This is a genomic window from Candidatus Bathyarchaeota archaeon (assembly GCA_026014745.1).
Taxonomy (GTDB): Archaea; Thermoproteota; Bathyarchaeia; order Bathyarchaeales; family Bathycorpusculaceae; genus Bathycorpusculum.
On sequence record JAOZHS010000002.1, the window covers coordinates 763646 to 787069 of the forward strand.

General features: G+C 46.8%; 15 protein-coding genes. 7 read left to right on the top strand and 8 right to left on the bottom strand.

Annotated features, from left to right (window positions below; translation table 11 throughout):
• Positions 1 to 5: 5 nt before the first annotated feature.
• Positions 6 to 1367, bottom strand: coding sequence for a B12-binding domain-containing radical SAM protein (locus NWE92_10600; protein ID MCW4030079.1), 1362 nt, complete (start codon positions 1365 to 1367; stop codon positions 6 to 8).
• A 103-nt stretch (positions 1368 to 1470) separates the two neighbouring features.
• Positions 1471 to 2847, bottom strand: coding sequence for a B12-binding domain-containing radical SAM protein (locus NWE92_10605; protein MCW4030080.1), 1377 nt, complete (start codon positions 2845 to 2847; stop codon positions 1471 to 1473).
• Between the two features lie 30 nt (positions 2848 to 2877).
• Here NWE92_10605 and NWE92_10610 point away from each other — a divergent pair, with 30 nt between their 5' ends.
• From NWE92_10610 to NWE92_10630, 5 genes are all read left to right on the top strand, one after another.
• Positions 2878 to 3018 carry a hypothetical protein gene (locus NWE92_10610; protein MCW4030081.1) on the top strand — a complete coding sequence of 47 codons (141 nt, stop codon included), beginning with the start codon at positions 2878 to 2880 and terminating at the stop codon, positions 3016 to 3018.
• Positions 3015 to 3911 carry a hypothetical protein gene (locus NWE92_10615; protein MCW4030082.1) on the top strand — a complete coding sequence of 299 codons (897 nt, stop codon included), beginning with the start codon at positions 3015 to 3017 and terminating at the stop codon, positions 3909 to 3911. Before NWE92_10610 ends, NWE92_10615 begins: the two co-directional genes overlap by 4 nt.
• A gap of 90 nt (positions 3912 to 4001) precedes the next feature.
• On the top strand, positions 4002 to 5438 hold the full coding sequence (locus NWE92_10620) for a B12-binding domain-containing radical SAM protein (GenBank protein ID MCW4030083.1): 1437 nt from the start codon (positions 4002 to 4004) through the stop codon (positions 5436 to 5438).
• 122 nt (positions 5439 to 5560) lie between these two features.
• Complete coding sequence (locus NWE92_10625; protein MCW4030084.1) at positions 5561 to 6613, top strand: AsnC family transcriptional regulator; 1053 nt, start codon at positions 5561 to 5563, stop codon at positions 6611 to 6613.
• A 104-nt stretch (positions 6614 to 6717) separates the two neighbouring features.
• Positions 6718 to 7800, top strand: coding sequence for a radical SAM protein (locus NWE92_10630; protein MCW4030085.1), 1083 nt, complete (start codon positions 6718 to 6720; stop codon positions 7798 to 7800).
• Between the two features lie 117 nt (positions 7801 to 7917).
• On the opposite strand, the gene NWE92_10635 is transcribed toward NWE92_10630, so the two are convergent.
• The 3 genes from NWE92_10635 to NWE92_10645 form a co-directional block, all read right to left on the bottom strand.
• On the bottom strand, positions 7918 to 10587 hold the full coding sequence (locus tag NWE92_10635; GenBank protein MCW4030086.1) for a hypothetical protein: 2670 nt from the start codon (positions 10585 to 10587) through the stop codon (positions 7918 to 7920).
• A gap of 337 nt (positions 10588 to 10924) precedes the next feature.
• Entirely contained in the window at positions 10925 to 13708 is a 2784-nt protein-coding gene (locus NWE92_10640) for a PQQ-binding-like beta-propeller repeat protein (protein MCW4030087.1), read from the bottom strand.
• 408 nt (positions 13709 to 14116) lie between these two features.
• Positions 14117 to 16891: a PQQ-binding-like beta-propeller repeat protein gene (locus tag NWE92_10645; protein ID MCW4030088.1), complete on the bottom strand. Its 2775-nt coding sequence runs from the start codon at positions 16889 to 16891 to the stop codon at positions 14117 to 14119.
• A gap of 291 nt (positions 16892 to 17182) precedes the next feature.
• Between NWE92_10645 and NWE92_10650 the strand changes: the two genes are divergently transcribed.
• Positions 17183 to 18484, top strand: coding sequence for a coproporphyrinogen III oxidase family protein (locus NWE92_10650; protein MCW4030089.1), 1302 nt, complete (start codon positions 17183 to 17185; stop codon positions 18482 to 18484).
• Positions 18485 to 18567: 83 nt separating this feature from the next.
• Here the strand turns inward: NWE92_10650 and NWE92_10655 are convergent, their stop codons facing one another.
• The 3 genes from NWE92_10655 to NWE92_10665 all read right to left on the bottom strand — a co-directional run bounded on the left by NWE92_10655 (position 18568) and on the right by NWE92_10665 (position 21894).
• Positions 18568 to 19233 (bottom strand): hypothetical protein, encoded by a 666-nt coding sequence (locus NWE92_10655; GenBank protein ID MCW4030090.1) that lies wholly within the window; start codon positions 19231 to 19233, stop codon positions 18568 to 18570.
• Positions 19234 to 19426: 193 nt separating this feature from the next.
• A complete protein-coding gene (gene rsxC / locus NWE92_10660) occupies positions 19427 to 20710 on the bottom strand; it encodes an electron transport complex subunit RsxC (GenBank protein MCW4030091.1) in 1284 nt (427 codons plus the stop codon).
• Between the two features lie 5 nt (positions 20711 to 20715).
• On the bottom strand, positions 20716 to 21894 hold the full coding sequence (locus tag NWE92_10665) for an RnfABCDGE type electron transport complex subunit D (GenBank protein ID MCW4030092.1): 1179 nt from the start codon (positions 21892 to 21894) through the stop codon (positions 20716 to 20718).
• 423 nt (positions 21895 to 22317) lie between these two features.
• On the opposite strand from NWE92_10665, the gene NWE92_10670 reads away from it, so the two are divergent.
• A complete protein-coding gene (locus NWE92_10670; protein ID MCW4030093.1) occupies positions 22318 to 23397 on the top strand; it encodes a radical SAM protein in 1080 nt (359 codons plus the stop codon).
• Positions 23398 to 23424 lie beyond the last annotated feature (27 nt).

Sequence of the window (23424 nt, forward strand, 5' to 3'; positions counted from 1 at the left end):
GCTGCTTAGGTTTGCTCTTTGCCTCGGCCTCTTAACTTCGCCAAATTCGTAAATGCCCAACGAAGTGAGGGGGTGCGCCAAATCTTGTCGTTTAAGGCTGTTCGACCCATATTTTTACTATAGAAGGTGCCCCGCATGTATTCTTTGGCGATGTAGCGCCAAGAGTAGAAGCGATTGTAGAATTCACGACGGTTCTTAACCAAATCGAACTCGCCAAGTATGGGGTTCTCAAAAACCGGTGTTTGAAGGTCAAATTTACTCCAATCTTTGGAGACTTTCCAACCCAACTCTTCAAGGTAACTCATCATATGCGTACCAGGGTAGGGTGTTGCTAGACAGAGGTAAACGTAATCTGGGTCAGCGCGATGAATAAAATCAAAAGTCTGCTTCAGAGACTCTTTAGTTTCGCCAGGGTACCCAATAATAACCGACATGGCAACGGATAACCCGACTTTTTTAGCCATTTTGACGGCTTTCTCATTTAGTTCCACAGTTGTTTTTTTGTGGACGGAGTCAAGGATTTTTTGGCAACCTGACTCAGCGCCGAAGCTGATGAGTTGGCAGTCAGCGGCTTTCATTTTTTCAAGGACTTCTCTGCTGATGCGGTCTACGCGGGTTTGGCAATCCCAAGGTACATTGATTTTTCGGCGGACCATTTCGTCGCAGATTTGCATGGCACGGTCTAGGTCGTAAGTGAAAGCGTCATCGTAGAAGCTAAAAGCTCCTGCGCCAGCGTCATGGTTGCTTTTTAGCCATTCTAATTCGTCTACGACTTTGATGGGGTCTCGGGCGCGGAAAGGTTTACCCGCCATCCTCGAAGACACACAGTAGCTGCATTGGAAGGGGCATCCGCGGCTAGTCAAAATTGGCAGAATGGTACGACCAAAGAAACGGTACTGTTTGAGGGCGAAGTACTGGTAAGCGGGATAGGGCAAGTCGTCGAGGTTCTGTATGAAGGGGCGGTCGGGGGTTTGGATGAGTTTGCCGTTTTGGCGATAAGATATGCCTTGTACGCTGCTGAGGTCGCCGCCGAGTTTTTGAAGCAGCTCCATTATGGTGATTTCGCCTTCACCGCGCACAACGATGTCTATCGCGGGTTCCTCGGTCAGGACTTCTTTGTCAAGAAAAGTCGCGTGAGGTCCACCTAAAATTACGGTGCAGTTGGGTACGTTTTGTTTGGTGACTCGTGCCATCAAATAAGCAGACCCAATAGTAGGCGTCACTGAGGTTATGCCGACTACGTCGGGTTGGTAGCTGGCGAACTCTTTGCCCAAAGCTTCATGATTCAAACCGAGCGCGAGGCAATCGAAGACTTTGAGTTCATGCCCACTCTTCTCGATAACCGAAGCCAAATAAGCAAGCCCGATGGGGAGGTTGGGGCACCAGAGTTTGCGTATGTCAAAAGACGGCGGGATAACTAAGGCAACTTTGAGTTTTTTCTTTGCGAGGGAGATTTTAAACTCAGCCGTTTTAACGCATCCTCATCACGGACTTTATGAAGGGAACTAACCCATCCCGTCGGATTCTACGCAGAAGCGTCTTGGGCGCCGTGTTAAACCCGCGTTGGTAACGTTGCTGAATTGCGACGACGTCTTCATAGTTGAATTGGTCAGTTTTTACGAAAGCCAAAAAGTCATCCATGCGGTCATAGAGGTGCTTCTCCAAAACCTCATCATAGAGCTTACTGGTTGGACAGGCGATGAACACATAGAAGGTACACCAGTCGGGACCAAGCTTCTTGGCAAACTTGTAAGTAGCCTCCATATCTGCCAAGGTTTCGCCGGGGATTCCCAGCATGAACGAGGCAGCGATGTTTATTTTCGCTTTGCGAACCATTTTGAAGGCTGCTTCAATCTTTTCGGGGGTCGTGTGAGTGTTGAGCTTTTCTAAAATACGCGGAACACCAGATTGGATACCAAAGAAGATGGTTCTACAACCCGCAGCATACATTTCTTTGAGTAAATCTTCAGAGAGCAAATCAACGCGTGTGTCACAAGCCCATTCAATGTCGAGGTTGTTTTCGCGTATCTGGTGGCAGAGTTCAATTGTGCGTTGCTTGTTAATCGTAAAGTTATCGTCAATGAAGTAGATGCCTTTGGAGCCGAATTTCTCTTTCATATATTTGAGTTCGCCAATCACCCTCTCAGGGCTAAAAGCGCGGCACTTCATGCCCCAGAGTTCCTTGGTTTCACAGTAACTACAATCATAGGGGCAGCCACGCATAACATGCATGACATCTGCGGGTTGGGCTTTTAGGTATCCGAGGTGGCGGTCATAGAAATTCATATCCAACAGATGACGCGCTGGATAGGGAATTGTGTCTAAATCCTCGATTAGTTTGGGTGGGGTTTTGGAGATTTTGCCGTTGAGTCGGCAGGCGACGCCGGGGATTTGCGCGATGGTTTTCTGGTCTGCGCCTTTGGTTATTTGGGTGGCTAACTCGATCATGGCGCGTTCGCCTTCGCCCATCACGGCGTAGTCAACCTCTGGGTTTTCCAGAGCAGAATCGGGCAGATAGGATGCATGCCAACCGCCGAACACAACTTTAGTTGAAGGAGAGACTTCTTTGATGACTTTAGCCATTTCTACGGCGCGACGGTAAGTTACGGAGCCGCAGGTTATGCCGACTATGTCGGGTTTGCGTTTTGCGACTTCGGTCTTGACAAACTCTATGGTTGAGCGGAGTTGATAGTTGTCAAGCATTTGGACTTCAAAACCGGCTTTCTCCAATGCGCCGGCAACGTAGGATAATCCTAATGGGGGGAGTCTGGCTGGCACACCCCAAGGCGAATCAGTTGGTGGAATGGTGGTCATTAATAGAATCAATGGAATTTTCCCCTCACTCATGTCAACGTGTACTCAATAGCATGAGTTTGTTTGATAATAAAGTTAACTGTGTTACCATATTTCGGCGAGTTTGGCGGAAACGCAGCAGTAACCGGCAAAGACGTAGTCGGCTGGGTGCAGTGGTGTCGATTAACGCTTATATGTGATTCAACTCCAAATCATCTTGCATGAAAAAACCGCTAATAGCCCTCTATGTTGTAGTCATAGTATGCAGTATATTGGCGGTTTCGCTTCTACAGAATCAACTAAGCATTAACGATAACTCGCAGCCCACCCCACAAACTACCCCCCAAACCAGCGCCCAAGCCCCAGCCAACAGCACCATCGACCCGACATTGCAAAACGCCATAACCAACGCCGTTAACTTCCTCGAACAAACCCAAGACCCCACGGGACTCTTAATGCAAAACGTACTCTATCGCCAATTCGGCATAACCGAATTCAACACGTCCCTACAACGCTTTGACCAGATCCTTGACTCAAACCATGAACCAATCAACCGCGTATTCCGCAGAATCGCTGACCACAACAACCAAGTCTACCCAGACGACTTCAAGGCAGTAACCGACCAACTGGACCGCGTCACTGTCCCCGCCCTCTACTCAGACGTCATGGAACTACCAGACGACTACCTTGAAAGGCTCACAAATGCTCGAGACGATGGCTTTTATTTCGCGCAGAAATCAACCGAAAACAGTGGAGGTTATCTGTTGACGCATGCTTTATTGGCGGTTATTTGGCTGGAAGAAAACAATTGTGACCTTCAGCTCCCAGCAGACTTCAAAGAAACGCTCTACAGAGATACCGCTGCTTTGATAGGTGACGGGTCAAAAGTCAATGACATACAACTGGAGGCAGCCGCGTTTCTATATGAAGCAGGCCAAGGCGATTTGATAAGTGATGAGTTTGTGCAGAACGTTCTTGCAGCGCAGTTTATTGATGGGGGATGGGCGATTAGTCAGGATGTGCCCAGCAACACCTATTGGCATCCCACTGTCTTGGCTTTGATGATGCTGTTGCATGTAGCTTATCCAGCTCAAGAGTATCCGCCCATGCTTGCATAAAACCCTAACTAATCCAACATCATTCAAACTGAGTGGGATAGGCTTAATTAATTCGCGGTTAAAAGTATACAAAAAAGGGAGGCGGGAAACATGACAAATTCACGCAAAATAAGAGCCTTGTTGATTAGTCCGCCTCCTGCGTCGCGCTGGGCATTTGTAGATTACCAAAGCCCCACCATCGGTCTTGCCTACTTAGCGGCTGTTCTACAAAAAGAGGGACATGAAGTCCAAGTGATCGACGCCCCAGCGCTGCATCAAACGTTTAGCCACATCACACAAATAATTGGGAGCTTCCAACCCGACCTTGTAGGCATAACCGCAGTATCTGCCACTTTTAACTCGGCACTCCAAGTCGCCCAAATCGCCAAACAAGCCAACCCCAAAACCCTAACGGTCATAGGCGGCCCCCATGTATCCATCGCAGAGGACCAGTTCCTTCTGCAGCACCCCGAAGTGGACTTCGTCGTCAAAGGAGAGGGCGAACAAACCATACTGGAACTGGCACGCTACGCAGCTAACCCAAACGCCAGTGACCCAGACGGCATTGCAGGAATATCTTTTGCCAAAAACGGTCAAGTAACCCACACCAAAAGCCGCGCCTGCATCCAAAACCTCGACAACTTACCGTACCCCGCATGGCAACTGTTCCCCCTAATCAAATACCGCTTGTTCATGAAAATCGGTATCCCCATGCAAACCAGCCGAGGCTGCACCAGCCAATGCAGTTTCTGCACCATCCCAACCATGGCAGGCAACACCAATCGAGTTCGCAGCCCAAAAAGCATAGTCGACGAAATGCAATACGTTAAAGCAAACTACCATGCAGACTACGTCACATTCACTGACGAGGTCTTCACTTACGATAAGCGACATGCTATAGGCATCTGCGAAGAGATTGCTGCCCGCCGTGTCAAGTTGCCATGGGATTGCCAAACCCGCGTGGATTTAGTTTCGCCAGAACTTTTAGCACAAATGAAGGCAGCTAATTGCCAATGCATTAATTTCGGCATAGAATCTGGAAGCCAACAAATTCTGCGCGCCATGCACAAAGGAACCACCGTCAAACAAAGCGCAGACGCTATTCGGTGGTCTAAGGAGGCGGGATTGTCAGTTACGGTGTCTTTGGCGTTGGGTTATCCGGGTGAAACCCAAGAAACGCTGATGGAAACTATGGAGTTCATCAGACGAACCCAGCCCGATGACCTTTACCTGTTTTTGGCGACGCCGTTCCCAAGCACCCAGCTTCGAGAGGTCGTTTCAGATTTGGGGTGGAAGATGTCGCAGGACTGGAACACCTACGAGATGCAAACCGCCAGCTTTGACAACCCCGACATACCTTTCGACCAGATAAACAAAGCTCGAGAAATCTTTTACAACCAACTCTACTCGCCAGCCTATATTCTTCGGCACGCAGTCAAACGCACGATTTATAGTCAAATCATGGTGGAGAATGCGTTGCATCAGTTGCTGTGGCGGATAAAGTTGACGTGGCTTTCGTCAAATTTCAAGAGATTCGTACGCCTATAGAAGCAGCTGTCAAACTTTACTTTTCTATATATACCAATAAAGGTGCAATCAATAACTTTGAGTGAACTAGGGAAAACCATTTATGTCAACAAAACAGATGACCAAAGACAACAGGCACCACAATGCAAAAAACAAACAAACTCGACGAAATCGATGCGAAAATTTTACAAACGCTCCTTAAAGACTCTAGGACCAGCTATACAGCAATAGCTAAAAACTGCAACTTATCAGTCACCGCCGTAAAAAGACGCCATGAACGCCTCAAAAAAATCGGCGTGATAAATGATGAAATCATGCTGGTTAATCCCTACAGTTTAGGTTTCAAATGTATTGTTGACTTAGGAATTATAACCACTGTAGAAAATGAGCAGGAAGTTGTACAATTCCTCAACAGCAAACCCTACATCTGCGGTGCCTCAGGCAACTTTGGAAGATACAACGTTCATGCATTCATAGTACTTACCGACACGGAAAAACTATCAAGCATCCTCGCAGAAATTGAGACCAACCCAAAAGTTCTCATTATAGACAGCCTCATCTGGGCAGAACCAATAAACATGGATCACCCCGAGAACTTAATAATTAAACCACTAAAACAAGCTCAAACAGGCCTAAAGCCACTTGAAGTTAACCAAAACACCGAAAATTTAGACGAGACAGACAGACAAATTACAGCGTTACTCGCACAGAACGCTCGAAAGCCCTTCCGAGAAATCGCCAAGCAACTGGGCATTTCGCCTAAAAACGTGATTTACAGGTATAACCGGCTTAGAGGAAAAGTGTTGACCAAAGCAACAATATCTATTGATTTGAATAAAATCGGCTATTTAGCTTTGGCACACGTTTTTATCAAGGTTTCCAACCGAAGCAAGATGCAACAAATAGTTGATAAAATCTTTAGAATACCAAACTTGATTGTGGCAATCAGATTGATTGGACCATATGATGTTAGGGCTTTGGTGGCTATTGAGAATTTTGATGATCTGTTTGAGGTTACAGAGAATTTCCGAAAAATAAGAGGTATTGAAAAAGCAGACACATATTTGTATAGGTCATTTTGCAGGTGGCCACTTAACTTATTTGCTTCTCTGCTTTGGACAAAGGGGCAAATTCACCCGTTCCTACCAGAGGCACAAATTCAAACCGAAGAACAACAACATTCTGCCGCCGCCTAAAAAAAACCGTAAACAATATTTAACGCATAATCTTTTTGTAGTCCGAGAAATATAGGGTAAAGAAAGAAAAAAATGGGAATCTCTTGGAGAATGGGGGTTTTGAGATGGCAAAGAAAGGTCCTTTACTTATGACTTCTTGGCGGTCAACCGGCGCCTGCAACGCTCGTTGCGCATACTGCAACGTCGATGCCACCGGAAAACATGCCGAGAGAGAATTAACAACCCAAGAAGCTATGAAATTAGTGGATGAGGTGCACAATTTCGGCGTTAGATGGTTCGGAATCAAAGGTGGCGAACCATTGATGCGACCAGACATCTTTGAAATCGTGAAATACGCCAAAAGCTTGGGGTTAAATGTATGCCTCTTAACTAACGGCTGCTTTGTTGATGGCGCCATCTACGATAATTTGGTGAAATATCAGGTTTGGACGTCTGTTAGCATTGATGGCCCTGAAGAAATAAATGACAAACTACGTGGAAAAGGCTCATACCAGAAAGCCCTAGCGGCCATCAAAAAATTATCCGAAGGCAAAATCCTCAACGGTCTAGCCGCAGCAATCACAAAAATCAACTATCAACATTTAGACCACGTCGCAGAATTAGCTGAAAAGTATCATGCCAACTTTGTGTGGTACAACCATTTGGTTCCAAGCGGCAGAGCAAAAGAAACCCAAGACCTATCCCCAACGCCTGAACAGTTAGAATGGACATTAAACCACATCTGGGATTTAACAGAGAAATATGAGGGCAAATTCGAAATCCACGTTCACTGTCCTCACTATGCACGGGTGGTCAAGCAACGCAATATCTCCAACTTTGACGAATGGTACGAACACAAATACCACGGAAAATGCACCTATTTTGCATTTGGCGGATATCTCAGCGTAACAGAAAACGGCGACCTAATACCCTGCTTCTACACCGACCTCCGCCCCTCGGAACCCATGATGCTAGGAAACATTCGACAAAAAGGCCTAACTAAAGCGTGGGATGAAGTCCAAAAATCAGCGTACTATCGAAGCTTCCAAAACAGAAACTTGCTTAAGGGCAAATGTGGAGTCTGCGAATACCGCGAGCTTTGCGGGGGATGCCGAAACAGAGCCTACGCCTATACTGGCGACATCTACGGTGAAGACGGCGCATGCGCCTATGTACCTGAGGCACTTCGTAAAAAAGAAAAACCTTAATTTTCTTTTTTAACTCCATTTTGTTTTTTAAAAAATCATTTTTTATTTTAATTTTATTGCTCATCAGAATTTAAACAAAAAAAGAAAAGAGAGGATGTTTATTTTTGGCTTGTCTGCCTATGGGTGTTTCCGGAGCATTATCATTGCTAGAACTGCACCGACTAAGACAACAGCGATTATGACACCGACTATTGCTGGAATGAAATACATATCAGCCATAGATTGGGGTGCCTCTGTTGGAGCTGGAGTTGATGCGGGTCCATCGCCTACTGTTAGGTAGGTTGATGATGCTGAGGGTCCGTAGGAGTTTGTGCCTGCGAATTCTGCAACGATTTGGTAGGTACCTGGAACTTCGGGTTGGTATGCGAGGCCATAGTTGCCGTACATGTCGCTTGTTGTTGTGCCTATGTTGATCCAGTTGCCGTTGGGGTCGATTGCGTGTAATGTTACGTCGACACCGTATGCGTCTGTTGGTTGTGGTCGCTGGTGGAACATGTATTCCATCCAAGCATCCATGCATGCATCTGCAATTGCTGGAGTGCCCTTAAGTGAGAAGTCAAGACTGCCAGTGGAGGTTTGTCTGCCGTATTGTGTTTGGTCTGTGACAGTGCCGGTTAGGGTTACGCTATTTCCTAATGTTGGAACGATCTGTGGAGCTGAAACTGTAGTTGCGCTGGGTCCTTTACCGAAGCAGTAGAGTTGCATATCATGACAGTCAACGTATAGTAATCGTCCGTCTGCTAAGATTGGAGCTGTTGTTGGCCAGCCTGTTAGACCCCAGACTTGTTGTCCGCTGGTTACGTTGACACACCAAATCATAGCGTCACGTCGAATTGGGTTGTTGACAGAGTGTTCGCTGGAGTAGAGGTAGAGTAAACCGTCGCCTGAAAGGAAGCCGTAGGATGTTGGTGTATACTGATAGGAGGTTTCGTCTAGTCCGACCATTGGAGCTGTCCAGTTCCAAAGGAAATCGCCAGTCTTAGCGTCGAATGCGCGAACGACACCACTGTAGCCACCGCAGTCAATGAACATGTTATTGTAGCAGATACCAGTGTAACCACCATAGAATTGGAACTGTTCCGCTTTGGGTGCAGTCCAAAGTTGGCTACCTGTGTTGAGGTCATAGATAAAGTAGCGTAGAGTCATCGGGTCATAGTACCAGAATATGCCTGCTTGATCGTTTACACCACCGAAGGCTGTGTTTTTGCTGCTGTATTGCTCTTGTTGACCGTATGAGTCGCCAGCTGTTGGGGGAGCAGTGAAGTTATAGTTCTTGATTATTGCGCCCACTTCGCCTACTTTGAGACTTACTATGACAACAGTTCCGGGAACGCTAACAGTGCCGTTATTAGAGCCTGCATAGATGATTATTATTTTATCGTCAGGAATAACTTGCCGTAAGCTAATACCGCTTTTTAGCGGGAAGTTAGGTAAGCTGACGTTTGTTGAGTAGCCGTACTTGCCATCGTAGGTTCGGTTAAGTTCAGGTCGCCACATCCAGTTGACGTTGCTGCCTGACCCACTGTCATGTATAACATAGTTAGGCCACATGATTGCTTGTGAAGTATTCCAGCATTGTAGATACCAATTAGGTGCTGATGAAGTTCCCAGATTGACAATGTTGTATCTGAGTATGCTTCCGTCAGTTCCTACTGCAGAGGTACCACTTCCTGTGTTGTTTATGCTGCAGATGTAGCTACCGCTAAAGTCATCATACATATCCCATGTGTTAGATTTTCCAGTACTGGTTACCCAGTAGTAGCCAAGAGTGCCGTGTTGGTTAGGAGAGTCATAGGTGTATACTTGTCCGAATGCGGGTGCGCCGTAGGGTATGTTGCCTGTGCTTGAGAACATGCCGCCTGCACCTGTAACTGGACCTGTGGTGTTGCGGAAGTAGATTGTTTCACCAGTGTAGAGATCAACGCAGTAGAAGCCTTCACGTGGGTTAGTGTTGACTGTGTAGTAGACTTTACCGTTTAGAACAATTGATGGACCGCCAAATTGTTCGTATGATTGGCCGCTGTAGTAAGAGTTGTCAGCGCTAGAAGTGTTAACAGTTGAGACACCGCCTGCAAGACCACCGTTAAAGTATTGTCGAGTCCACAGAACGTGTGAACTAGCGGGACCTATGCTGTAGGGGTCATATCTACCGTTGTTGCCGTATTGGTTAAGTTCACTTGCGCCGAGCCATTGACCCATCGTGTATTTACTCCAACCTCTGTTAGCGTCGTAGACTGGTCGTGTCCAATAGTCGTTTGGAAGAGGAGTTTCATTGTAGCGTGCTACTTGTTCTTCTGTGACGGTAAGGGTTACAGTTTCGCTTACGCCCTTTTCAAAGACTACACCGACTGGAGACCATCCAGCTGGAATGTTGTTGGGATTGGGTGGAGAACCTGAAGGCCACCAACCAACACCACCGGGGGACATTGCGCCTCTGCTGGCGCCACCGTCAATGACGTGCTCCCGCATGATAGCTTGGATGATATATTCGCCAGTTGCTTCTGGTGTAAAGTATGTGAATGCTGCGCCGACGGGGTCAGATTCGATGTTTGAGATTGTTTCGTTTGTGCCATCTGGCTTTATGACGTTAACGTCGAAGTAGAAGCGGTCACCATAGTCGCCTATAGCAGTGGGTGGGAGCTTGTCACACCAGAAAGCGATGATGACGTTTTGACCCACACCGATTGTGTTAGGAGCAACTGAAACGTAGACCATATCTGCGTACCTGTTCTGGTAGGCTGCACTAGCTGAAGGCATGAAAACGACTGAAGCTGCAATTGATGCCAATAATGTCAAAGCAAGCAAAGAAGCAAATGTTTTATTTTTTACAATTTTCATTTTCTCAGTTTCCTATTAAGTTTTTTTTCTGAACGATTCAAATAATCGGTCAGTAAAGCAGCTTTATCAGCGCCAGTCCTTTATTAAACTTGTGTAAAAAAATAGCGATTGATGATAAAATAGAGTATAAAGCGCGAATTTATTCTAGAAATTTACGGTATGAATCAAAAATTCCCAAAAAAATTGTACTTTCGAAAAATTTAAAAAGCGATGACTGCGAAGCAGGCGACTAAAAGGGGTTAACAAAAAAAATAAAGAAGGGAAGGATTTGATTTTTGTTTGCTGTTTATGGACGTTTGCGGACTACCAGTACGATAACAACGCCAACTAAGACTATAGTGACGATGATACCGATAACGGCTGGAACGAAGTATAGGTCAGTCATGGATTGTGGTTGTGGTGTTGCTGTTGGAGCGGTTGTTGCTTCGTTGCCGATTGCTAAGTATGTGGTTCCGAATGATGGGCCGTATGAGTTGGAGCCGTCGAATGTAGCGATGATTTGGTAGGTACCTGGAACTTCTGGGGTGTATGTGAAACCGTAGTTGCCTGCTGAGTCGCTGGTTGTGTCGCCGATGTGGACGTAGTTGCCGTTGGGGTCAATGGTATCTAAGCTGACTGGAACACCGACTGCATCAGAGGGCATTGGTCGCTGGTGGAACATGTATTCCATCCAAGCATCCATGCATGCATCGCCGATTGCTGGAGTGCCCTTAAGTGAAAAGTCAAGACTGCCAGTGGAGGTACGTCTGCCGTATTGTGTTTGGTCTGTGACAGTGCCTGTGATAACGACACTTGAGCCTAAGGTTGGAACAGTCTGCGGAGCTGTAACTGTAGTTGCGCTGGGTCCTTTACCGAAGCAGTAGAGTTGCATATCGTGGCAATCAACCACGAGTAGGCGTCCGTCTGCTAAGATTGGAGAACCGCTTGGCCAATCAGTTAGACCCCAGACTTGTTTACCGCTGGTAACGTTAACACACCAAATCATTGCATCGCGTCGGATTGGGTTGTTGACAGAGTGTTCGTTTGAGTAGAGGTAGAGTAAACCGTCGCCTGAGAGACAACCGTAGGAAGTGGGTGTATACTGATAGGAGGTTTCGCCTTCGCCGACGCTTGGAGCTGACCAGTTCCAAAGGAACTCACCAGTTCTTGCGTTAAATGCGCGGACGACACCGCCGTAGTTGCCTGTGTCTATTAGTTGTCCGTTGTAAACAATCAAGGTACCCATACCGTAGAATTCCATTTGGGGTCCTGCGGGCATGGTCCAGAGTTGTTTACCGTTTGCAAGGTCGTAGATGTAGAAGAGTCTGTTCATAGAGTCAGTGTACCAGAAGATACCGGCTTGTTCGTTAATGCCTCCGAAAACTGTGCCTTTGCTACTGTATTGCTCGTTCTGTCCGTATGAGTCACTGCAAGTTGCTGGCGCGGAGAAGTTATAGCTGTATAGGATGCTTCCTACACTTCCAGGTCTTAGGTCGATAGCATATACGCTGCCTGGAAGAGAAGTACTTGCTGTGCCGTTGTTAACACCCGCGTAGATAACGATGAGTTTATCGTCAGGGATAACCTGTCGAATACTAGTGGTTGAACCTTGAAGTTTAAGGTTGGATAAGCTCACGTTTGCTGAGAAGCCATAGCGACCGTCGTATGTTTGGTTGAGGTTAGGTCTCCATAGCCAGTTAGTGTTAGTGCCTGAACCGCTGTTGTGGATTACGTAGAATGGATACATGATAGCTTGTGTTGTGTTCCATACTTGTAGGTACCATTGCGGGGAGGCTGATGTGCCTAAGTTGACAATGTTGTAGCGCAGTATACTGCCGTCAACGCCGACTGCGGAGGTTCCTGTTGCGCCTTGAACTACGTTTCGGTTGTCAGAAGTTCGGGTTACTGTCGTTAGGTTACCTATGCTACAGATGTAGCTACCAGAGAAGTCATCGTACATATCCCAACGTGGACTTGTGTATGATCCGCCAAATCCAGTTGTCCATGTTCCGCCTTCAGTGTTGGTTACCCAGTAGTAGCCAAGAGTGCCGTGTTGGTTAGGAGAGTCATAAGTTAAGACTTGCCCCATTGAGGGTGCACCTGCAATTATGCGTCCAGTACTTGTTTGTCCAGTGCCTATGCCGCCAACGACGCCTGTAGTGTTGCGGAAGTAGATTGTTTCACCAGTGTAGAGATCAACGCACATGAAGCCTTCGCGGGGGTTTGTTTCGACCGTCCAGTAGATTTTACCGTTTAGAACGATGGATGGACCGCTAAAGCTTTCGTAGGACTGACCGCTGTAGTAAGAGTTGTCAGCGCTAGAAGTGTTTACTGTTGAGACACCGCCTGCAAGACCACCGTTAAAGTATGGTTTAGTCCATAGAATGTGTGAACTTGCTGGACCTGTGGTGTAGGGGTTGTATTTGTTACCGTTGCCGTATTGTGCAAGTTCGTTAGCATTCAACCATTGTCCCATAAGGACTGAGGACCAACCTCTGTTTGCATCATAGACGGGGCGAGTCCAGTAGTCGTTTGGAAGTGGAGTTTCATTGTAGCGTGGTACTGGAGATGAAGTCACGTTGAGGATTTCGTATTGGCTTACAGCGCCTTTAAAGACAATGCCTACGGGGTTAAAGTTAGCGATTGGTTGACCGGAAGGCCACCATCCTGCACCGCCGGGTGCAACTGCGCCTCTGCTGGCGCCGCCGTCGATGGTGTGGTCTTGCATTATAGCTTGGATGACGTAGGTTCCTTCTTGATCGGGTGTGTACATTGTGTAGCCTGCGCCGACGGGGTCAGATTCAATGTCGGAGATAGTTTCGTTTGTTCCGTCAGGTTTGATGATGTTTACATCAAAAGTCCAACGGTCACCATAGTCGCCTAAGGCGGTTGGTGGGAGTTTGTCACACCAGAAAGTGATGATTACACTTTGACCGGTGCCGACAGCGTTTGGTGCTAATGCTAGATAGCACATGTCGTCATATTCTGTTCTGGCTGCAGAAACTGAGGGCATAGTAAGGGAGATGGCGATAGATAGCAGCAAAGTGATGGCGATAAAGGAGGCTAGAGTTTTGTTATTTATTGGTTTCATATTTTTTCCTCTCGTTTTATTGAACGCCTACTAGGTCTATAGTTAGGGTTCAATAGAGCAGGCGTAACAGCGTTTACGCTTTTAAGATTTTCGCACGAAAAATCAAATTTTGAGAAATTATGGGAAAATAAGCCATCATTATGCCAAAAATTTAGCACATAACGCCATTAATTTCCGAAAAAATCGCATGAATATTTTACATTGGCAATAACACGAAACTCACGGGAGAACCATATCTTGGCGTCGCCACTAACTGAGAAGGCCATGCAAGGAGCTTATAAATTTTATGTCAAGCAATGTTGAACACGCAAGTTTTTAACAGCTTTTGACAACAATTTTCAAATTATTCCAAAATAACATAATGTTTTTTGAAAATCAACAAAAAAAAGAAAAAAGGGTAAGTTATAATCATGGACGCTTTCGAAGCGCCAAAACTATAACAACAGTAGCAATAGCGATTGCGACGATTATGCTGATTGTTGCGGGCAACAGATACATGTCAGCTACAGAATCGGGTTGCACGGTAGGTTCAGGTGTTTGGGTTGCTTGCGTTTCACTGACGGTTAGATATGTTGTTGAAGAGGATGGACCATACGAGTTAGAGCCTGCAAAGGTAGCGATAATCTGGTAGATACCAGGAACTTCGGGCGTATAGGAAAAGCCAAAGTTGCCGCTGCTGTCACTTGTTACGTTGCCGATGTGGACATAGTTGCCGTTGGGGTCAATGGTGTCTAAACTGACTTCAACGCCCACTGCATCAGTTGGTTTTGGTCGCTGGTGGAACATGTATTCCATCCAGGAATCCATGCTTGAGTCGCCGATTGCGGGGGTGCCTTTGAGTGAAAAGTCTAAGTCGCCATTAACGTTGTGCCTACCGTACGCTGACTGGTCAGTAACCGTACCTGTAAGGGTTACAGTTTGGCCTAACATTGGAGAGAGTTGGGGCGCGGAAACGGTGGTTGCGCTGGGTCCTTTGCCTAAACAGTAGATTTGGTTATCGTGGTTGTCTAGGTATAACATGCGGTTGTCAGAGATTACAACTTTAGAGAGGGCGTTGTTTGCTGTGTTGGGGTATGCGGTTAGTCGCCAGACTTGTTCGCCGCTGTCTGCATCGATACATATGATTGAGCCGTCGCGTCTAATTGGGACTGTTTCACCTGCCCAACCAGTTGAGCCGTGCATGTAGAGGTAGTGTTGTCCAGTTGCAGCGTCGTCTACGAAGAAGACTAAGCTAAGGGGTGTGTATTCAAGTCCTTGAGTTTCTAGGTTGCCCAAGAAGGGTGCGGTGTAGTTCCAGAGTAAGTCACCGGAGGTTGCATCAAAGCAGTCCAATACACCATAGGAGCCGTAAGAGTAGGCTTTGCCGTTGTGAACGTTTATGGTCATTCCGTAGAAGGCAAATTGGTTGGGTTCAGTGTAGGTCCAGATCTCTTTGCCAGTTGTGAGGCTATACATCCACATTTTTCCGGTTACTTTTTCAGTGAACCAGAAGACGTCGTCATCTACTGAAACGCCGCCTAAGGATACGCCTCCGCCGTTGGTTGCGTTGGGGAAGTTATCTGAGGCTTTTGGCGCGGTGAAGCTGACATCTTTTGTTACAGTTCCCCATGAGCCGGGTGCTAAGCTGTAGAGTCTAACAAAGCCAGGTATGTTTCCTCTACCGTCGTTTTGTCCGCCGTATGCAACAACGACATGTTTGTCAGGTACAACAGATTGGACAGAGCCGCTGCCGATGCTTGCAACAGAGATGTTCATTGTGTAACCATTGAGGCCGTCATAGACTGCACCGTAGTCCGAGGAGGACATGCCAACATTTACTGAGCCGGGTCTCCAGAACCAGTATGCGTTATCTGAAGTCGCAGTGTTGGGGAGGTTGGTTGTGCCATTAGGGAGTGTTGCTGGGTAAGCTACGCCATAGGAGGGTCTCCACCAGATTGCTTGAGTGGAGTTCCAAATTTGCATGTAATAGTTGGGGTTAGTTGTGTTTCCTAGGTTCACGAAGTTGAGGTAGCATACGCTTCCGATTACATCTCGGAATTGTGTACCAGAGGCACCCGTGGAGACGGGCATCATCATGCCGAACCATCCGGGAGCTAATACTGGTTGTCCGTTTACAATCAGGGGTTGGGTTACGTTTGCGATTTTGCATATGGATTTTCCAGAGTATCCGTCAAGCATTTCCCATGTTGAGCCCACACTTGTTTTTCCAGCGGGGAGGGTTACGCCTGAGGTTCGCCAGAGGTATGAGAAACCGCCGTGTTGGTTGGGTGAGTCGTAGTTGAGGACTTGGCCGAACGTGGGTATGGCAGCATTTCCTATGGTGTTGTTTTCGAAGTAGATGGTTTCGCCTGTGTAGAGGTCGATACAGTACCAGCCCTGTCTTGGTGGGTTCTGTACGGAATAGTATGCTTTGCCTTCTAGGACAACTATGGGACTGGAGAAGCCTTCGTATGCGATGCCGTTGTAGTAGCTTGTGTCATCGAATCCGCCCATGATACCGCCGGTCCAGTAGGGTGCTGTCCAAAGGATGTGGCTGCTGGCTACGCCTTGGGTATTAGGGATGCCAGTTGCGCGCATGTTTTCGTAGGAGGGTCCGCCTAACCATTGACCCATTGCGACGTTACCCCATCCACGGTTAGTATCGTAGACTGGGCGAGTCCAGTAGTCAGTTGGTAGGGGGGTTTCTTGATAGTGGGATATGGGTTCTTCTTGTACGGTGAAAGTGTTGGGTCTGCTTGTGCTGGGTGCGTAGATGTCGCCGACATAGATGCTGTTTGTTTGACCAGGTTCGCCAGTTAAGGTTGCACCGGGGAAGCTTGCTTGAACAGTGTAAACGCCTGTTTTGGTGGGGGTGTAAACGATGAATGCGCCGCCCACTGGGTCGGAGGTTATGGGTCCTTTGGTTTCGTTGTTTCCTTCAGGGTCGGTGATTGTTAAGTAGAACGTCCAGCGGTCACCCATCGAACCGTATGCTGTGGGTGGGTTAGCGTTTAGGTACATTTGTATGAGGATTTCTTGGCCTACGCCAACTACGGGTTGACTTGGAAAGACGTAGGTGTACGTGTTGAGGTTATATGCAGGGTTGTGTGCTGTGGCAGGTTGAGTTGTCAAGACAATTGCGAGGGAAGCCACCATGAGGGTGACTAAAGCTATAGAGCTAGCTTGCTTTTTTGATATATGCATTTTTTTCAGTTTCCTTTTCGTTTGCTTGGACAAGGGATAGCTAACTTGCCTTGCCAAACGCTAAAAATGTCGATGCGTTAGTTTAATAAGTTTTTCCATAAACATCGCATACAAATAAAATAAATTATAAAATACGAACTTTCTTAATAAAAAAGTTTCACAAAATCACATTTTTTCAAAAAAGTAACAACTCAACACCAAGAACAGAATCGGCAATGGTGTCTTTACGGAAACTTTATAACATTATCGAGCGGTTTTTACACATAAACCAGACAGAGACGAGACCATCAAATGAAATCATCTGCCTCAGAAAAAAGCCAACCAGAAGCTTATGAAGCTCGACAAAACTGGCCTCCCTACACATACAGGGATTACCCAGACATAAAACCTGAAACTTACCAAGCATTCTTAGAATTTTTAAACACAGAAAACACCAGCGGAAGACTCATGGAGTTACAACCATGGATTTCAGTCTGCGACTCAAAATGCGCCTTCTGCTACTTCCCCACTGCACCTACCCGCTTGGTCCAAATAGACCATTACCTTGAACTCCTCAAAAAAGAGCTTGATATGTACGCTAAAACACGCTACGTCAAAACCAGCGTATTCGACGAGATAGTCCTCGGCGGCGGAACCCCCAGCGTCTTATCCGCAGAACAAATGATTGACCTAATTGACTTCTGCAAAGAAAGATTCACCACAAACAAAGAATACTTCATCAAAGTCACAGGTTCTTCTAAGACTTTGGCGCTGCCAAAAATCGATAAACTCGCCGCATACGGCATCTACCAAATGGATATGGGTGCCCAAACCTTTGATGATAACATTCGAAAACTGCTCTGCCTCCCCGACAGCGCCGCAGACGTTGAAAGAGCAATTCGGCACGCCCGCAAATTGGACTTATGCGTCTGTGTAGACCTCATGTATAACCTTCCAGGGCAAACCATGGAAAGCTGGGTTGCTACACTCAAAAAAGCCATAGAGTTAGACGTAGAAATCGACGCCTACTCATTACATGTTGACCCAGGAACCGCCCTTGAAAAGATGATTCAAACAGGCAAGTCACCTCCTGTCGGAGACGGCGAACACGAAAAAGCACTATATTTAACAGCCTACAAGATGCTAACGGACGCTGGCTACAAAGCAGTCGGTCATGACCGCTACAGCCGCAACGAATGGCATATGCGCGAAAACTGCCTCAACGGCTGGCCATGGGGCGGCATCCTAACGACCGGCGCAGGTTGCTTTATGGGTTACCTGCAAAGGTTCAGCTACAGCAACATCGAAGAAATCCACGAATACATGAACGTCGTCAGCAGCGGAAAGCTCCCCATTACAAGACTATCAAAATCTGATGACGACGAGATGATGCGACGGGAAATGAGCAGGCTATATCTGCGTTTGCCAGTCAGTAAGAAAGAGTTTATGGAGAAATTCGGCAAGTTACCCGAAGATGTCTTTCCCAAACAGCTCAAGAACCTCCAAGAGAAGGGACTCATTGAGATAGACGATAAAGAAGTTCGCATCACCAAGCAGGGTGAAGTCTGGAAAGGCAACATCGCTTGGGAATTCGCTGCAAACCAGCAACACTAAACATAACAATTTTTTTCTTTTCGGTTTTTAGAAGAGTTTCTTGTTATTTAAAATAAAAAGAAGAAGGGGGGTATGTTGATTATTTAATGCCTTACTGGTTGGAGGCCATACCAGGTCATGACTTTTGCGATTATTGGCGCGATTATACCGAGAATAATCATTGGCAGCATTGCAAGGAATAGTGCATATCCGGGGTTCGCTGCGGACATATATGCAGCTTGGGCAACTGTTATGTTGAATGTGAATTGTAAGGCACCGACAACTAGAGCTGCTGTTAGACCTGCACCGAGCATGCGTTTGAAGTTCATTGAACCATTCGCGAGTCCACCTGCAATGTAGCCGCAGAGGATACCGCCCACGATGTAGTTCCCGATGAAGCTTGGATCTGCATAGAGGTTTGTGGTCATGCCATAGTTCATTGCGGTATATTGGTTATTGTAGCCTGCTTCGCCGAGGTACAAGAGTGTACCCATGATGAAGCCTGATGCTCCACCAGCCCATTTGTTCCAGACTAAGCCCAGAATGATTGGGATAGCAAATATGACCATTTGTGCAAAGCCATGAGTGAAGATTGCGGTTAGGAATGCATAAGGAGATGCGCCTGCGCCTGTCATTGGATCGCCTGCAGGGAACCAGCCGTCAAGTGCGGGTCGAAGTACTGCTGGGAATGCAACGATGATTAAACCAACGATTACTGGTACAATTAAGCCGTAGAGTATAGTAGATAGCTTGAATTTTTCTGTTTCCAAATTTTATCCCTTGACTTATTTACGTGGTGGCATGTTAATAAGCTTAATGCTTACAGGCTTGTCGAGCAAGAGGTTACAATCAAAAAAATGATAATACGGATGGGCACAATTCAGATGGATAGTTATTTTTGCAAAATGCCCTTTTTTGGAAGAAAAGTCTAAAAAATAAATAAAAGAAAAGGAAAGGGATGGCTTATTGACGTGCCATCTTTATAGTTGCAGACAGAGGCAGCCTTGAGGGACAAACATATGAGCAGGTGCCGCATGCGATGCAGTCGTTTGCATAAAGTTTCTGAGCTTTCTCAAATTCGCCTTTTATGGCAGCGTTGTAGATTTCAATCGGATGCAGACGTACGGGGCATGCACCTATGCATCTTCCGCAGTGCATACAAGCGGTTTGCACTTGGCCTTTTTTGGCTTTGCTTTTTGCGAAGACGATGATGCTTGAGGTGCGTTTGGTGACGGGTGAGTCAATGGTTTGGAGTGCTTGACCCATCATAACTCCGCCGACGACTACGTCTTTGATGTCGCTTACGTTGTTTGCCTTTAGGATGTCACTGACGGGGGTGCCGATTTTTACGAGGAGGTTTTTGGGTTTTGCGACGTCGCCGTTTAATGTGGTGACTCTCGAGATGAGGGCTTCACCTTCGAAGACGGCGTTTGCGATGGCATTGAGGGTTGCAACGTTTTGGACAATGGTGCCCATTTCGTAGCTGCGTTTGCCTGGCGGGGTTTCATAGTTTAGGATTGCTTTCTGAAGTAGACTTGCGTCGCCTTGCTGGTAGGTCAAATGTTTTGCGATGACTTCAGTGTCAGCTTCTTTGCTGAAGGCTGCTTGTAGTTTAGGAACAGCTTCAACTTTGCTGTCTTTGGTAGCAATGATAACTTTGGGGTTGCCTAAGATTTTGCGGATAACACGAACTCCTCGAACCAAGTTTTGGGTTTGCTCAATCATGAGGCGTTCGTCTGCAGTGTCGTAGGGTTCGCCTTCTGCACCGTTCACGATTATTTGTTTGATTTTTTTGTCTGCGGGTATGCTGAGTTTGACGCTTGTTGGGAAACCTGCACCACCTAAACCAATGATGCCTGCTTCGCGGATGCGTTTTAAGAGGTCTGCGCTGGAGATGTCTTTGAATTCGCTTTCAGATATGGGCTTTAAGCTTGTGTCTTTGGTTTTTTTGTTGTCGTTTTCGATGAAGATTGCTTCACTTTCGTATCCAAAGCAACTGTTGAAGACGTTTTCGATTTTTACGACTTTGCCTGAGATTGGGCTGTGGACGGGTGCACTGACGCGTTCAGTGGAGTCTGCGATTTTTTGTCCCATCGCAACGGTGTCGCCAACGGAAACAATGGGTTTGTTGTTTTCGCCGGTTTGCTGGTTGACTAGGACAACTGCAAGTTTGGGGTCAGCGAAGACTTCAATGGGGGTTTTTCGTGCAACGTCTTTGACTTCTTTTATTACAACTAAGTTTGCCATTTTAATCATCTCCCAAAGGGTTTGCCTATTCTTATGCGGTCAATAAGTGGCACCGTTAAGTTCATGATAATCAGTGCTAGCAAGGAGCCGCCAAGGAAGTTCATATATGTTTGTATTAGGACCGTTAGTACACCTAAGCCGACGCCGAAGATAATTTGTCCCGTTCCCGAAAACGGTGTTGTCGCGGGGTCTGTTGCCATAAAGAAGCCCAAGAAGATCGAGCTGCCGATGAACACTTCAAAGAGCAATCTTGACACAAGGTCAGTGTCTGCATAGACGGTTGACATGATCAAAGACATGACGACGATTGAAGCAAAGTATGCGCCTGTAACTTTCCATTTGAAGTATTTGTGTGCGAGAGCAAACAGAGCGATGCCGACGATGATTACCAAGATGCTTGAAGCGCCTCCGGGCCATCCGTGGAACTTCTCAAGGATCATGAGCGAGTTTAAGTCTGCAACAGCAGTGCTGGAGGGGTTAGCGTAGCATGATTGAAGGTAGCTTGTGAAAGAACCCAGACCGTTGCTTCCAACGGGTAAGTCTCCTCCACCTAATGGACCAGCGAGAAGCGGCATACCGATACCGCCTGTCTCCATTGAGGCGTAGTGTTCTTTGGGCAACAGCATTGTGAAGAGGAATGGAAGGAGTATGAGGAATTTTGCGGCTGCGGCAGGGTTGAGTGGTTTCCTTGCACCACCTGCGCCGAGGACTTTTTTGAAGACCACTTGGCCGACCATGGTGATGAGGGCAACGAACACGAAAGCGTTAGGTGCAGTGAAGGTTGCAATGGGCATCACATCGCCAGTGCCCATAGCCATGGAGGGGACACCAAGCGAGAAACAAAGTGTAACAATTAGCGCAAAAACAGCTGAAGACCAAATGTTGAGTTGACTGTCGGAGACTAATTTGCTAAATAGCAGGTCTATTCCGATTGCTACGCCGAGAGCTACGAGAGCGTTAATTAGCAAGATTGCGCCAAGAGGCATTTGCCATGAGCCAGTTAGCGTGGTATAGATTTGTAATTGTGCATCTGTGGGGCAGGTGACTGGGAACCAGAGAATAGCGGTGACGACGGTTATTACAAGTAGAGCAGCAAACGTGTATTGCATAATGCGGGTCTTAGACATTGGAGCGTTTATGTGGGGGGCAGGTTTAACTTGTTCACTTATGGATTCACTACTCATTTTTAGTTAACCTTCTCAAATGAAAGGTGTTATTAAAAGTCTTAGCTATTAAACTCTTTCGGAAAAAGCAAGTTAACAGGGGATAATTCGCCTAAAAAACCTTTGATCCATGTTAAACCCGTGTTAATTGATGGTTTACTACTAAAAAATTAATTTTAGGCAGCGGAAAAGAGCTTTTTAGGCAAACGTGGTCCCTAAGTTGCGCCTGTCTGGACGGCGTTTAGCCGCAATGGGGAGCTAGGAAAACTTTGACAGAAATCGCAGTCGTCAGAGGACCAAACAATGAGAGGTCACATCATAGGCCCACTCCAGCAATATGGGGGTACTTCTGGTTTTTTGTTTGTTTTCAGTAAGTTTTATATCGACAGGGGAAATCTATTCTCCGTTGTGAATTAAATGAATCCAACCACGGCACCCTTGTTTATGGTTGTTTGGCGGTGTACCCGCAACTGTGTTGGCTCTTGCAGGTATTGCAGTTACATTAAAGATTATGCAAAGGACCAAGAGCTAAGCACCGAAGAAGCCAAACATATGGTTGATGAAATGGCAGAATTCGGCTCACAATGGTTTGGAATCAGCGGTGGAGAGCCTCTGGTTCGACCCGACATTTGGGAAATCATTGAGTATGCTGAGAAGGAGCATGGCCTCAATGTCAGTTTAATTACAAGCGGCTATGCTTGGGATGAAGAGCGCTTCGACAAATTGCGCAAATATAACGTTAAAACAGCCATTAGCATTGACGGCGAAAAAGACTCAAACGACCACATCAGACGCAAGGGAGGCTACGATAAAGCCCTGCACGCTATGCAGAAACTTAGCAGCGTCGGCTTATTGGACTGTTTAGTCACAACCATGACTAAATATAACATTCACCAGATGGCCCACACCGCCAAGTTAGCGGAGGACTATCACGCCCGCTCAGTCGTCTACCACAACCTTGTTCCAGTCGGACGCGCAGGCGAAAACATGGAAGACCTCGCCCCAACACCCGAACAATACGAAGTAGCATTCAACGAAATCTATGAAATCCAGCGACGACTCTACGGCAAAGTCAAAGTCAACGTTTACTCACCCTTCTACGCACGCATCGTGAAACAGAAAAACACCTCAGACTTCTGGGAATGGTATAACGAAGGCTACCTCGGCAGATGCACCATCGGCGGCAACTATATCGGCATTACAGAAAACGGCGACTACCGAAGCTGCGGTTTCCATGAAGGCTACCGCATTGGCAACGTCAAAACCACGAAACTACGCGATGCATGGGAAGACCTCCAGAAGAGTGAATTCCACCTCAAACTACGCGACAAAAATAACCTCAAGGGCAGATGTGGAGTCTGCGAGTACCGAGAAATCTGCGGTGGATGCCGAACCCGAGCCGAATACTACACGGGTGACCTCTTCGAATCCGACCCAGCCTGCAACTACATTCCCAAGGTGCTACAGGAAGACCCTAAGTATCTTGAGAAGCTCAGAGCAAACCCTATGGGTAAAGTACAGTAAACCATATTTCTTTTTTATTTTTTGTTA